The organism is Pseudomonas sp. KH_017, from assembly GCF_057840285.1.
The window spans coordinates 1-13,340 of sequence record NZ_CM174509.1 but is presented as its reverse complement, the minus strand read 5'-3'; the positions used below and the strand labels follow the sequence as shown (position 1 = coordinate 13,340).

Here is a 13,340-nt window from a genome sequence, read left to right as displayed (position 1 = left end):
GCCTCTTCGCGAGCAAGCCCGCTCCCACAGGGACCAATGTGGGAGCGGGCTTGCTCGCGAATGCGGTCTCACGCCAACAAATCAACCGCTGACACAGCGCAAAAGGAATCCACTGATGATCGAATCCCTGGAAAAAATGCTCGCCAAGGGTGTGGATAACGCTTTGCTACGCTTCGGCCTGGGCAAGGGTTATCTGGATCTGGGGGAAAACGCCAAGGCTGCGGAGCATTTCCAGCGCTGCGTCGAATTCGATCCGAAGTATTCGGCAGCGTGGAAACTACTGGGCAAGGCCCATCTGGCGCTGGCGGACTTTACGGCCGCGCGGCAGGCCTGGGAGCAAGGCCTGGAAGCCGCTCGCGGCCATGGCGACAAGCAGGCAGAGAAGGAAATGACGGTGTTCCTGAAGAAGCTTGACCGTCAGGCGCACTGATCAGAGATAACGCAAACCGATGCCCTCGGCATCCACCAGCACCACTTCCATGCGCACCCGCGGCGCGCCTGTGGGTAAGTCCTGCACCTGACCGTATACCACCGCCCCCCGGGGCAGCGCCGACAGTTGCGGATGCTTGACGTAAACACCGGTGGTAGACAGGTTGCGCGTCTGCCCCAGGCAATCGCCAAAGCTTTCGTGACTGATCTTGATGCGCAATGACTTGCGGTGTTCGGACATCTTCTGCGCCCTTGAATGAACGGTTGTGGATAACCCCGACTCCAGGGTTATCCACAGATCATGCCAATCGATTCAATACCAACGCTCTTCACCCGGTGGACGCTTCTTGAAGCGCTTCATGCTCCACATGTACTGGCTCGGGTACGCCCGCACATAGCGCTCGACCACCTGGCTCATGGCCGCACAGGACTGCGCCGTATCGGTGCTGTACATGGCCTCTGGCGCAGCTTCAAGGATCACTTTGTAGCCAGAACCGTCCGGCAGGCGCAGGGCGTGCAGGAACACGCCGACCGCTTTGCCACCCGCGAGCATATTCGGCACGAATTTGCTGGTCAGCGCCTGGGTGGCGAAGAACGGCACGAAGATCCCGGCGGATTCGGACGGTTCCGGGTCAGCGGGAATGCCCACTGCACCACCTTTGCGCACTTCCTTGATAACGCTGAGGATGCCTTCTTTTGTGGAAGCGGCGACCTTGTTACCCAACTGCACCCGCTGCTTTTGCAGCAACTCATCCACCGCCTTCAACTTCGGCGGGCGGTAGAAAATGATCGGTTTGCACTGGCTGCAATAGAAGTGGTTCAGCACTTCCCAGTTGCCCAGGTGGCTGGTGATGCCGACCACGCCTTTGCCGGAGGCGAGGGCGTCCTTCAATATGTCGAGGCCCTCGACCTCGCGCACCAGGTCGATGGAACGCTGGGCCGGCCAGATCCAGGCGCAGGCGCTTTCGGTCAGGGACTTGCCGATGTCCTTCAGGCTCTGGCCCACCAGGCGTTCACGCTCGGCAGGGTCCATGTCCGGAAAGCACTTGGACAGATTGATCCGTACCACGTCGCGGGAACGGTTCGGGGTTTTCCACATGACCCAGCCAATCGCCGAGCCCACGGCCTGCACGGCCCGCCACGGAAGCAGGGCAAACAGCCGCAGAGCGCCTACCAGCAAGGCGCCTTTCAACTTATCCACAGGTCACTCCTGATTTTGTGCTGTGCGCGAGGCGGCCATTCTAACCGCCGTTCGCCAACTGCGCGTAGCGGTCGCAGTCCCGGGTGTGATCCATGACCATGCCCGAGGCCTGCATCAGCGCGTAGCAAATGGTCGGGCCGACGAACGTGAAACCGGCTTTTTTCAGGCCTTTGCTCATTTCCACGGCGGTCGGCGTCACGGCCGGGACTTCGCTGCGATCCTTGAAATGATTGATCACAGGCACGCCACCGACGAACGACCAGAGAAACTCCACCGGGTCCTCCAGCGCCAGCCAGGCCTGGGCATTGCGCCGGGCCGCGTTGAGCTTGAGGCGGTTGCGGATGATCCCCGGATCGAGCATCAACTCGTCGATTTCGGCATCGCTCATCTGCGCCACGCGCTGGACATCAAACCCGAACATCACCTGGCGATAATGCTCGCGTTTGCGCAACACCGTGATCCAGGAAAGCCCGGCCTGGAACCCTTCGAGCAAAAGCAACTCGAACAAACCCTGCGCATCGCGTAGCGGCGTGCCCCACTCCTGATCGTGATATGCCATGTACAGCGGATCTTCGGAACACCAAAAGCAGCGTGGCATAAGGCTCCAGGGGGCGTGCGCAGCAATGAATCGGGTATACTCCCGCTCTTTAAATCGCAGCCCAAGAAACAGGTGAATTTCGTGAGCCAGCCTACGCCAGCCGTGCGTACCTTCCAAGACTTGATCCTCGCCCTCCAGCAATACTGGGCCGAGCAAGGTTGTGTGGTACTTCAGCCCTACGATATGGAAGTAGGCGCCGGCACTTTCCACACCGCAACGTTCCTGCGCGCCATCGGCCCGGAAACCTGGAACGCTGCCTACGTGCAGCCAAGCCGCCGTCCGACTGACGGCCGCTACGGCGAAAACCCGAACCGTCTGCAGCACTACTACCAGTTCCAGGTGGTCCTGAAGCCGAACCCGGACAACTTCCAGGAACTGTACCTGGGCTCCCTCAAGCACGTCGGCCTGGACCCACTGGTCCACGACATCCGCTTCGTCGAAGACAACTGGGAATCGCCGACCCTCGGCGCCTGGGGTCTGGGCTGGGAAGTCTGGCTCAACGGCATGGAAGTGACCCAGTTCACCTACTTCCAGCAAGCGGGCGGCATCGAGTGCTACCCGGTGACCGGCGAGATCACCTACGGTCTCGAGCGTCTGGCCATGTACCTGCAAGGCGTGGACTCGGTCTACGACCTGGTCTGGGCTGACGGCCCGATGGGCAAAGTGACCTACGGCGACGTGTTCCACCAGAACGAAGTGGAGCAGTCCACTTACAACTTCGAACACGCCAACGTCGACAAACTGTTCGAACTGTTCGATTTCTACGAAAGCGAAGCCAAGCGCCTGATCGAACTCGACCAGCCGCTGCCGTTGCCGAGCTACGAAATGGTGTTGAAGGCTTCCCACACCTTCAACCTGCTGGATGCGCGCCGGGCGATCTCGGTGACCGCGCGTCAGCAATACATCTTGCGTGTACGCACCCTGGCGCGTTCCGTTGCGCAAGCCTACCTGCTGGCTCGCGCCAAGCTGGGCTTCCCGATGGCGACCCCGGACCTGCGTGACGAAGTACTGGCCAAGCTGGAGGCTGCACAATGAGTGCTCTGGATTTTCTGGTTGAACTGGGCACTGAAGAACTGCCACCCAAAGCCCTGAACACCCTGGCCGAGGCGTTCCTCGCCGGTATCGACAAGGGCCTGCAAGCTGCCGGCCTGAACTACGAGAGCAAAACCGTCTACGCCGCCCCGCGCCGCCTGGCCGTGCTGATCACCGCACTGGCCACCCAGCAGCCGGATCGCAGCATCAACCTCGACGGCCCGCCACGTCAGGCCGCGTTCGATGCCGAAGGCAACCCGACCCAAGCGGCACTGGGCTTTGCCAAGAAGTGCGGCGTCGAGCTGAGCGAAATCGATCAGAGCGGCCCGAAACTGCGCTACAGCCAGAGCATCGCCGGCAAGGCGACCGCGAGCCTGCTGCCGACCATCGTCGAAGATTCCCTGAACGACCTGCCGATCCCGAAACGCATGCGTTGGGGCGCGCGCAAGGAAGAATTCGTTCGTCCGACCCAGTGGCTGGTGATGCTGCTCGGTGACCAGGTCATCGATTGCACCATCCTCGCCCAGAAGGCCGGCCGCGACTCCCGTGGTCACCGCTTCCATCACCCGGAAAACGTGCGCATCGGTTCGCCGTCCAGCTACCTGGCCGACCTGCGTGCCGCCTACGTTCTGGCCGACGCCAACGAGCGTCGCGAGATCATCAGCAAGCGCACCGAAGAGCTGGCCACCCGTCAGGAAGGCACGGCAATCGTTCCGCCAGCCCTGCTCGATGAAGTGACCGCGCTGGTCGAATGGCCGGTGCCACTGGTGTGCTCGTTCGAGGAGCGCTTCCTCGACGTGCCGCAAGAAGCCCTGATCACCACCATGCAGGACAACCAGAAGTATTTCTGCCTGCTGGATGCCGACGGCAAGTTGCTGCCACGTTTCATTACCGTGGCCAACATCGAGAGCAAAGACCCGCAGCAGATCATCGCCGGTAACGAGAAAGTGGTTCGCCCACGCCTGACCGACGCCGAGTTCTTCTTCAAGCAAGACAAGAAGCAGAAGCTCGAAGACTTCAACCTGCGCCTGCAAAACGTGGTGTTCCAGGAAAAACTCGGCAGCGTCTACGACAAGGCCGAGCGCGTTTCCAGACTCGCCGCGTTCATCGCTCAGCGCATCGGCGGCAACGCTGCATGGGCAGCCCGTGCAGGCCTGCTGTCGAAGTGCGACCTGTCGACCGAGATGGTCGGCGAGTTCCCGGAGATGCAAGGTGTCGCCGGTTACTACTACGCCCTCAACGATGGCGAGCCGGAAGATGTCGCACTGGCGCTGAACGAGCAGTACATGCCGCGCGGTGCTGGCGCTGAACTGCCGAGCACCCTGACCGGTGCGGCCGTGGCCATCGCCGACAAGCTCGACACCCTCGTGGGTATCTTCGGTATCGGCATGCTGCCGACCGGCAGCAAAGACCCGTACGCCCTGCGCCGTGCCGCACTGGGCGTGTTGCGTATCCTGATCGAGAAGCAACTGGATCTGGACCTGAACGACGCCGTGGCCTTCGCTGTGAATGCATTCGGGACCAAGGTCAAGGCTGCCGGCCTGAACGAATCGGTGCTGGAATTCATCTTCGACCGCCTGCGTGCCCGTTACGAAGACGAAGGTGTCGATGTCGCGACCTACCTGTCGGTACGTGCCCTGAAGCCGGGTTCGGCCCTGGACTTCGATCAGCGCGTGCAAGCGGTACAGGCCTTCCGCAAACTGCCGGAAGCCGCCGCCCTGGCCGCCGTGAACAAGCGCGTGTCGAACCTGCTGAGCAAGGTCGAAGGCTCCGTTCCGACAGTCGTGGAAGCCAAGTACTTCGACAACGCCAACGAGTTCTCCCTGTACTCGGCGATCCAGCAGGCTGACCAGGCTGTACAGCCAATGGCCGCCTCGCGTCAGTACAGCGAATCCCTGGCACGCCTGGCTGCACTGCGCGAGCCGGTGGATGCGTTCTTCGAAGCCGTGATGGTCAACGCCGAAGACGCCAAGGTTCGCGCCAACCGTTATGCGTTGCTGGCGCGTCTGCGTGGGTTGTTCCTCGGCGTCGCTGACATTTCGCTGCTGGGTTGAGGGATTGCTGTTGAAACTGCTGATTCTCGATCGGGACGGTGTGATCAATTACGACTCCGACGCTTACATCAAGTCGGTGGAGGAGTGGATTCCACTCCCCGGTTCGATCGAAGCCATCGCGCAGTTGAGCAAGGCCGGCTGGACGGTAGCGGTCGCTACCAACCAGTCGGGCATCGCTCGCGGTTATTACGACCTCGCCACCCTGGATGCCATGCACGAGCGCTTGCGCGCGCTGGTGGCGGAGCAGGGCGGTGAAGTCGGGCTGATCGTCTACTGCCCGCACGGGCCGGACGAAGGCTGCGATTGCCGCAAGCCGAAACCCGGGATGTTGAAAACCATCGCCGCTCATTACAACGTGTCGCTGACCAATCTCTGGTTCGTCGGCGACAGCCTTGGTGACCTGGAAGCCGCCAAAGCCGTCGATTCACAGCCAGTTTTGGTAAAGACCGGGAAAGGCGAAAAGACTTTGGGTAAAACCCTTCCGGTTGGCACATTGATTTTTGACGATCTGGCGGCGATTGCCGCAGAACTTATCCACAATTAGAGTGCTTCTGATATTTCCTGATAAAGGATTGATCAGGAGTGCGCTTTATACAGGCGGGTATTGCCCGCAACGGTAAACGTCACCATGTCGATACTGCAGGCCATCAGAACCTTCCTCTTTTACCTGCTGCTGGGCACCAGCTCCTTGCTGTGGTGCAGCCTGAGTTTTTTTATCGCGCCGTTTCTGCCATTCAAGGCACGTTATCGCTTTATCAACGTGTACTGGTGCCGCTGCGCCCTGTGGCTGAGCAAAGTGTTCCTGGGCATCCGCTACGAAGTGAAGGGTGCCGAGAACGTACCTGAACGGCCTTGCGTCATTCAGTCAAACCACCAGAGCACCTGGGAGACGTTCTTTCTCTCGGCCTACTTCTCGCCGCTGAGCCAGGTGCTCAAACGTGAATTGCTCTATGTGCCGTTCTTCGGTTGGGCCATGGCCATGCTGCGACCGATCGCCATCGATCGCGGCAACCCGAAAGCCGCACTCAAGCATGTGGCGCAAAAAGGTGATGAGTTGCTCAAGGACAATGTCTGGGTGCTGATCTTCCCCGAAGGTACGCGCGTTCCTTTCGGCACCGTCGGAAAGTTCTCGCGCGGTGGCAGCGCCTTGGCGGTCAACGCCGAATTGCCGGTGCTGCCGATTGCGCACAACGCAGGCAAGTTCTGGCCGAAAACCGGTTGGGCGAAGAAGCAGGGCGTCATCACTGTGATCATTGGCGAGCCGATGTATGCCGCAGGCACCGGACCGCGAGCCATTGCCGAATTGAACGACCGGGTTCAGGCGTGGAATGAGCAGATGCAACGGGAAATGGGCTCGCTGCCACCGGCTCCGCAAGCGCCGGTTTCAAACGATCGGGTGGCTGTCTGAGATTCTGTGGATAACCTGTGTACCGTTTCATTGAAAAACGTCGTTATTTGTACGTAACTTTATGATTTTTTTACATATTTCTCAGAGAGATAAAAACCATAAAAGCGTGCATAAGTTTTTTTCGGACGTAAAAAAACCGGCTGATATAGCCGGTTTTTTTATGCCCGGAACAATCGCAGACTGTCGACATGACAGGTCTACCTGAATCGCTCGCTTTCATTCTGTAAACAGCGGAAATTGCAGCCTGAATGTCTATCCCACCCAACTCACTCCGACACTCGATTCGCCCGCAGGTCGTGAGACAGGAGCCGCAACGGGACCGCGCGTTGCTCCGGCGAGCGAGTAAAACGCAGACAATAAAAAAGGCCAACGCAATGCGTTGGCCTTTTCGTTGGCATCGACCGGGATCAGAAGTCCAGGTTGGACACCGCCAGGGCGTTGCTTTCGATGAAGTCACGGCGAGGTTCGACCGCATCACCCATCAGGGTGTTGAAGATCTGGTCCGCGCCAATGGCGTCTTCAATGGTCACTTTGAGCATCCGGCGCTGGCTTGGGTCCATGGTGGTTTCCCACAGCTGATCCGGGTTCATTTCGCCCAGACCTTTGTATCGCTGGATGGTGTGACGCTTGGTGCTTTCAGCCATCAGCCATTCAAGGGCTTCCTTGAACTCGGTCACCGGCTTCTTGCGCTCGCCACGCTGGATGTACGCGCCGTCGTCCAGCAGGGTGCTCAGTTGAGCGCCTAGCGAAACGACAGTCTTGTAATCGTTACTGCCGAAGAAGTCGCGGTTGAAGGTGACGTAGTTCGACAGGCCGTGGGAGATCAGTTCGACCTCTGGCAGCCAGACGTTACGTTCACGATCTTCACGCAGGCTGGCTTTGTAAACCAGGCCGGACTTCTCTACGGTGCGCAAGCGAACTTCGTACTGAGCCAGCCAATCTTGCATCGCTGCGTGATCGGACAGTTGCTCCATGCTCACCGCTGGCAGGTAGATGAAGTGCTCGGTCAGTTCCTGTGGGTACAGGCGCGACAGACGCTTGAGGGTCTTCATCACCAGACGGAAGTCAGTCACCAGACGCTCGAGGGCTTCACCGGAAATGCCAGGTGCTTCTTCGTTCAGGTGCAGGCTCGCATCTTCAAGGGCCGACTGCGTCATGTACTCTTCCATGGCGTCGTCGTCTTTGATGTATTGCTCTTGCTTGCCTTTCTTGACCTTGTACAGCGGCGGCTGGGCGATGTAGATGTAGCCACGCTCGATCAGCTCCGGCAACTGACGGAAGAAGAAGGTCAGCAGCAGGGTACGGATGTGCGAACCGTCGACGTCAGCATCGGTCATGATGATGATGTTGTGGTAACGCAGCTTGTCGATGTTGTACTCGTCGCGGCCGATGCCGCAGCCCAGCGCGGTGATCAAGGTGCCCACTTCTTGCGAAGAGATCATCTTGTCAAAACGCGCCTTCTCGACGTTCAGGATCTTGCCCTTCAGCGGCAGGATGGCCTGGGTCCGACGGTTACGTCCCTGCTTGGCAGAGCCGCCAGCAGAGTCACCTTCCACGAGGTACAGTTCGGAAAGGGCAGGGTCTTTTTCCTGGCAGTCAGCCAGTTTGCCCGGCAGGCCGGCGATGTCCAGCGCGCCTTTACGACGGGTCATCTCACGGGCTTTACGCGCCGCTTCACGAGCACGGGCCGCGTCGATCATCTTGCCGACGACCAGTTTGGCTTCGTTCGGGTTTTCCAGCAGGAAGTCGGAGAAGTACTTGCCCATTTCCTGTTCGACCGCGGTCTTCACTTCGGAAGACACCAGCTTGTCTTTGGTCTGGGAGCTGAACTTCGGATCCGGCACTTTCACCGAAATGATCGCGGTCAGGCCTTCACGGGCATCGTCACCGGTGGTGGCGACTTTGTGCTTCTTCGCCAGACCTTCGGCTTCGATGTAGGTATTCAGGTTACGCGTCAGTGCGGAACGGAAACCCACCAGGTGAGTACCGCCATCGCGCTGTGGAATGTTGTTGGTGAAACACAACAGGTTCTCGTTGAAGCTGTCGTTCCACTGCAGGGCGATTTCCACGCCGATGCCGTCTTCGCGCTGAATGTTGAAGTGAAACACCTGGTTGACCGCAGTCTTGTTGGTGTTCAGGTATTCAACAAACGCTCGCAGGCCGCCTTCGTACTTGAACAACTCTTCCTTGCCGCTGCGCTCATCCTTGAGGACGATGCCGACACCGGAGTTGAGGAAGGACAGTTCACGAATCCGCTTGGCCAGGATGTCCCAGCTGAAGTGGATGTTCTTGAACGTCTCGGCCGATGGCTTGAAGTGAATCTGGGTGCCGGTGGTTTCACTCTCACCAACGATTTTCATCGGCTCTTGTGGAACACCGTGGACGTAAGTCTGTTCCCAGATTTTGCCGCTGCGGCGAACGGTCAGGACCAGTTCTTTGGACAGTGCGTTCACCACCGACACACCTACACCGTGCAGGCCACCGGATACTTTGTAGGAGTTGTCGTCGAACTTACCGCCGGCATGCAGTACGGTCATGATGACCTCGGCTGCCGAAACACCTTCTTCTTTGTGCACGTCTACCGGGATGCCACGACCGTTGTCACGAACGGTGATGGACTCATCCGGGTGAATGATGATGCTGATGTCGTCGCAGTGGCCGGCGAGAGCTTCGTCGATCGAGTTATCGACCACTTCGAACACCATGTGGTGCAGACCGCTGCCATCGTCGGTGTCACCAATGTACATACCGGGACGTTTGCGTACGGCATCCAGGCCTTTCAGCACTTTAATGCTCGTTGAGTCGTACGTATTTTCTTCGCTCAATGCCTTCACTCCCGATGGTCGTGGGTCTGGGTGATACGGCCCTGTTCCACGTGGAACAGAGCGACTGGCGTTTCCGTCTGCCAGCCTTCCCTCAATAATTCGTGATCTACACAGGTGATAAAGACCTGGCAGCGTAAGTCTTCCAACAAGCGGCAAAGCGCGCGACGGTGGTGCTCGTCCAGCTCGGACGGCAAGTCATCCACCAGATAAATACACTGACCGCGTCGAGCCTGGCTGACCAAGTGCCCTTGGGCAATCCGTAATGCGCAAACCACCAACTTCTGCTGGCCACGGGACAAGATGTCCGCAGCGTTATGCGCGCCCAGTCTGAGCCGCAAATCAGCACGTTGTGGTCCGGCCTGGGTATGCCCCATTTGCTGGTCCCGCTGAAGAGACCCAGCGAGCACGGCACTCAGTTCACGGTCCTTGTCCCAGCCGCGGTAATAGCTGAGCGTCAAGCCTTCAAGCTCAACCAGATCGCTCAAGGTTTGTTCAAAGACTGGTTTCAAGGCTTTGATATAAGCGCGGCGGTATTCATCAATTTCAGCGCTGGCCTGGCACAGTTCCCTGTCCCAAACCGCTTGCGAAACGGCGTCAAGTGTACCATGCCGCAGCCAAGAGTTTCTCTGGCGCAGGGCCTTCTGCAAGCGCTGCCAGGTTGACATGAAGCGCGGTTCCACGTGGAACACACCCCAGTCGAGAAACTGCCGGCGAATCTTCGGCGCACCTTCCAGCAATCGAAAGCTGTCCGGATTGATCAGCTGCAGTGGAAGAATCTCGGCCAGTTGCGCGGCGCTGCGCGCATTCTGTCCATCGATTCGGATCTGGAATTCGCCTTGTCGATCCCGTGAGATGCCCAAAGCGCTGTGCCCACCCTCCGCCAGTTCAACCTGGCCAAATACCGTACAGGCAAGCTGTTCGTATTGAATGACCGGCAACAGACGGGTGCTGCGAAACGAACGGGCAAGCCCCAGCAGATGGATGGCTTCCAGAACACTGGTTTTGCCGCTGCCGTTGGCGCCGTAAAGAATATTGATGCGGGGGGAGGGGGAGAAGGTCACCGGGTGCAGATTGCGCACCGCGGTGACCGAGACGCGACTTAAGGACATCTAGCTTCTGCTGAGCATGATTACAGACGCATCGGCATGACAACGTAGGCCGAGTCGTCGTTATCCGATTCCTGCACCAGCGCACTGCTGTTGGAGTCGGACAGGATCAGACGAACCTGCTCGGTGGTCATCACGCCCAGTACGTCGAGCAGGTAGCTCACGTTGAAGCCGATTTCCAGAGAGCCGCCGTTGTATTCAACGCCCACTTCTTCTTCCGCTTCTTCCTGCTCCGGGTTATTCGCCTGGATCTTCAGCTGACCGCTGGCCAGTTGCAGACGGATACCACGGTATTTCTCGTTGGACAAAATCGCGGTACGGCTGAACGCTTCACGCAGAGCCTGACGATCGCCAAGTACCAGCTTGTCGCCGCCTTTAGGCAGAACACGCTCGTAGTCCGGGAATTTTCCATCGACCAGCTTCGAGGTGAAGGTGAACTCACCGGTGGTGGCGCGGATGTGGTGCTGACCCAACACGATGCTGACATTGCCGTCCGGCTCGGTGAGCAGGCGTGCCAGTTCGAGGATACCTTTGCGCGGCACGATGACCTGGTGACGATCCGGCTGACCGATATCGGCCTGCATCGAGCACATGGCCAGACGGTGACCGTCGGTGGCCACGGCGCGGATCACGCCAGCGGAAACTTCCAGCAGCATGCCGTTGAGGTAGTAACGCACGTCCTGCTGGGCCATGGCGAAGCTGGTGCGTTCGATCAGACGGCGCAGCTTGCTTTGCTCCAGGCTGCAGGTCAGCGAACCCGGGCCTTCTTCCACGGTAGGGAAGTCGTTGGCCGGCAGTGTCGACAGGGTGAAGCGGCTACGGCCAGCCTTGACCACAAGCTTCTGCTCGTCAACCTTGATGTCGATCAGCGCATCGTTCGGCAGGCTTTTGCAGATGTCCATCAGCTTGCGCGCCGGCACGGTGATAGAGCCCGGATCCGCCGGCTCTTCGAGTTGAACACGACCAACCAGCTCGACTTCCAGGTCGGTACCGGTCAGCGACAATTGCTGGCCTTCGACAACCAGCAGCACGTTGGAAAGTACCGGCAAGGTCTGTCGGCGTTCGACGACGCCTGCGACCAGTTGCAGGGGTTTCAACAGGGCTTCGCGTTGAATGGTGAAATGCATGGTCTAGTCCCTTGCCTTAATAAGCTGCGCTGGTGTTCATCAAGTGGTCAGCGTACGCAGCAGGTTCTTGTAGTCCTCGCGGATGTCCGCGTCGGATTCCTTAAGTTCGTTGATCTTGCGGCACGCGTGCAAGACCGTTGTATGGTCGCGACCGCCAAACACATCGCCGATTTCCGGCAGGCTGTGGTTGGTCAGTTCCTTGGACAACGCCATGGCGACCTGACGCGGACGAGCGACCGAACGCGAACGGCGTTTGGACAGCAGGTCGGAGATCTTGATCTTGTAGTACTCGGCGACAGTGCGCTGAATGTTATCCACAGAGACCAGTTTATCCTGCAACGCCAACAAGTCCTTAAGGGATTCGCGAATCAGCTCGATGGTGATATCGCGGCCCATGAAGTGCGAGTGGGCGATCACGCGTTTGAGCGCGCCTTCCAGCTCACGGACGTTGGAGCGAATGCGTTGGGCAATGAAGAACGCGGCGTCGTGCGGCAGCTCGACTTTGGCCTGATCGGCCTTCTTCATCAGGATCGCCACGCGGGTTTCCAGCTCCGGCGGCTCGACCGCTACGGTCAGGCCCCAGCCAAAGCGGGATTTGAGACGTTCTTCAAGGCCTTCGATTTCCTTCGGGTAGCGGTCACTGGTGAGAATGACTTGCTGGCCACCTTCAAGCAGGGCGTTGAAGGTGTGGAAAAACTCTTCCTGGGAACGCTCCTTGCGGGCGAAGAACTGAATGTCATCGATCAGCAACGCATCCACCGAACGGTAGAAGCGTTTGAACTCGTTGATCGCGTTCAGTTGCAGGGCCTTGACCATGTCCGCCACGAAACGCTCGGAATGCAGGTATACGACCTTGGCATTCGGGTTCTTCTTTAATAGATGGTTACCCACAGCGTGCATCAAGTGGGTTTTACCCAGGCCGACGCCACCATAAAGGAAGAGCGGGTTGTAACCGTGCTTGGGGTTGTCTGCCACCTGCCAGGCGGCGGCACGCGCCAGCTGGTTGGATTTACCTTCAACGAAATTCTCAAAGGTAAAGGTGCGGTTCAGGTAACTGGTGTGCTTGAGCGCACCTTCGACCTGCACGGTACGTTGCTCGGCGCGCACAGGAGCCTGTTGCGAACTGGCGCCGGCCATCGGGTCGAAGCTGTCGCGGGAAGGTTCTTCCTCGGTGACCTCGGCCACTTTTTGCGTCGCACGTTTGGTCGACGCGGCGGCAGATGCCGGCGGCGGACTGGCGGGCGCTTGAGCAGCCTGCGCCTGGGAAGCCGCGGCAGCCAGGGGAGCATTGGGCGCGGCACGGGGTGCCGAACTGCGTTTGCTACCTATTAATAAGGAAAGCGCAGGCGCCATGCCATTGCCGTGTTCATCGAGCAATTCGAGAACACGCCCCAGGTACTTTTCGTTGACCCAGTCCAGAACAAAACGATTGGGCGCATAGACACGCAACTCGTCGCCTTCGGCTTCGACCTGTAGTGGACGGATCCAAGTGTTGAATTGTTGGGCAGGCAGCTCATCGCGCAAAAGCTCCACGCACTGCTGCCAAAGTTCCACTGACAC

12 protein-coding genes are annotated in these 13,340 nt (G+C 59.0%); 5 read left to right on the top strand and 7 right to left on the bottom strand.

From position 1 onward, the window contains the following. Window positions 1-112: 112 nt before the first annotated feature. Complete coding sequence (locus tag AC3IT6_RS00060; RefSeq protein ID WP_489356695.1) at window positions 113-430, top strand: tetratricopeptide repeat protein; 318 nt, start codon at window positions 113-115, stop codon at window positions 428-430. Here AC3IT6_RS00060 and AC3IT6_RS00055 read toward each other — a convergent pair whose 3' ends face one another. The 3 genes from AC3IT6_RS00055 to tag all read right to left on the bottom strand — a co-directional run bounded on the left by AC3IT6_RS00055 (window position 431) and on the right by tag (window position 2,228). After that, window positions 431-670, bottom strand: coding sequence for a PilZ domain-containing protein (locus AC3IT6_RS00055; RefSeq protein ID WP_489353905.1), 240 nt, complete (start codon window positions 668-670; stop codon window positions 431-433). 72 nt (window positions 671-742) lie between these two features. Further along, on the bottom strand, window positions 743-1,630 hold the full coding sequence (locus AC3IT6_RS00050; protein ID WP_008045719.1) for a lysophospholipid acyltransferase: 888 nt from the start codon (window positions 1,628-1,630) through the stop codon (window positions 743-745). Between the two features lie 40 nt (window positions 1,631-1,670). Then, window positions 1,671-2,228 (bottom strand): DNA-3-methyladenine glycosylase I, encoded by a 558-nt coding sequence (tag, locus tag AC3IT6_RS00045; protein ID WP_223443608.1) that lies wholly within the window; start codon window positions 2,226-2,228, stop codon window positions 1,671-1,673. 81 nt (window positions 2,229-2,309) lie between these two features. On the opposite strand from tag, the gene glyQ reads away from it, so the two are divergent. The 4 genes from glyQ to AC3IT6_RS00025 all read left to right on the top strand — a co-directional run bounded on the left by glyQ (window position 2,310) and on the right by AC3IT6_RS00025 (window position 6,722). Continuing rightward, window positions 2,310-3,263, top strand: a complete 954-nt coding sequence (gene glyQ, locus AC3IT6_RS00040) for a glycine--tRNA ligase subunit alpha (protein ID WP_025112261.1) — start codon at window positions 2,310-2,312, stop codon at window positions 3,261-3,263. Further along, the gene (gene glyS / locus AC3IT6_RS00035) at window positions 3,260-5,314 is read left to right on the top strand and encodes a glycine--tRNA ligase subunit beta (protein WP_489353904.1); all 2,055 of its coding nucleotides are present in this window, start codon (window positions 3,260-3,262) and stop codon (window positions 5,312-5,314) included. Before glyQ ends, glyS begins: the two co-directional genes overlap by 4 nt. 4 nt (window positions 5,315-5,318) lie before the next feature. Next, window positions 5,319-5,858 (top strand): D-glycero-beta-D-manno-heptose 1,7-bisphosphate 7-phosphatase, encoded by a 540-nt coding sequence (gene gmhB / locus AC3IT6_RS00030; RefSeq protein ID WP_165798734.1) that lies wholly within the window; start codon window positions 5,319-5,321, stop codon window positions 5,856-5,858. 84 nt (window positions 5,859-5,942) lie between these two features. Beyond that, window positions 5,943-6,722, top strand: coding sequence for a lysophospholipid acyltransferase family protein (locus AC3IT6_RS00025; protein ID WP_489353903.1), 780 nt, complete (start codon window positions 5,943-5,945; stop codon window positions 6,720-6,722). A 407-nt stretch (window positions 6,723-7,129) separates the two neighbouring features. Here the strand turns inward: AC3IT6_RS00025 and gyrB are convergent, their stop codons facing one another. The 4 genes from gyrB to dnaA are packed head-to-tail and all read right to left on the bottom strand — an operon-like array spanning window position 7,130 to window position 13,340. Next, on the bottom strand, window positions 7,130-9,547 hold the full coding sequence (gene gyrB, locus AC3IT6_RS00020; protein WP_095943029.1) for a DNA topoisomerase (ATP-hydrolyzing) subunit B: 2,418 nt from the start codon (window positions 9,545-9,547) through the stop codon (window positions 7,130-7,132). Between the two features lie 5 nt (window positions 9,548-9,552). Next, window positions 9,553-10,656: a DNA replication/repair protein RecF gene (gene recF, locus AC3IT6_RS00015; protein WP_007985068.1), complete on the bottom strand. Its 1,104-nt coding sequence runs from the start codon at window positions 10,654-10,656 to the stop codon at window positions 9,553-9,555. 20 nt (window positions 10,657-10,676) lie between these two features. After that, window positions 10,677-11,780, bottom strand: a complete 1,104-nt coding sequence (dnaN, locus tag AC3IT6_RS00010; protein ID WP_007969885.1) for a DNA polymerase III subunit beta — start codon at window positions 11,778-11,780, stop codon at window positions 10,677-10,679. Between the two features lie 39 nt (window positions 11,781-11,819). Beyond that, window positions 11,820-13,340 carry a chromosomal replication initiator protein DnaA gene (dnaA, locus tag AC3IT6_RS00005; RefSeq protein WP_223443612.1) on the bottom strand — a complete coding sequence of 507 codons (1,521 nt, stop codon included), beginning with the start codon at window positions 13,338-13,340 and terminating at the stop codon, window positions 11,820-11,822.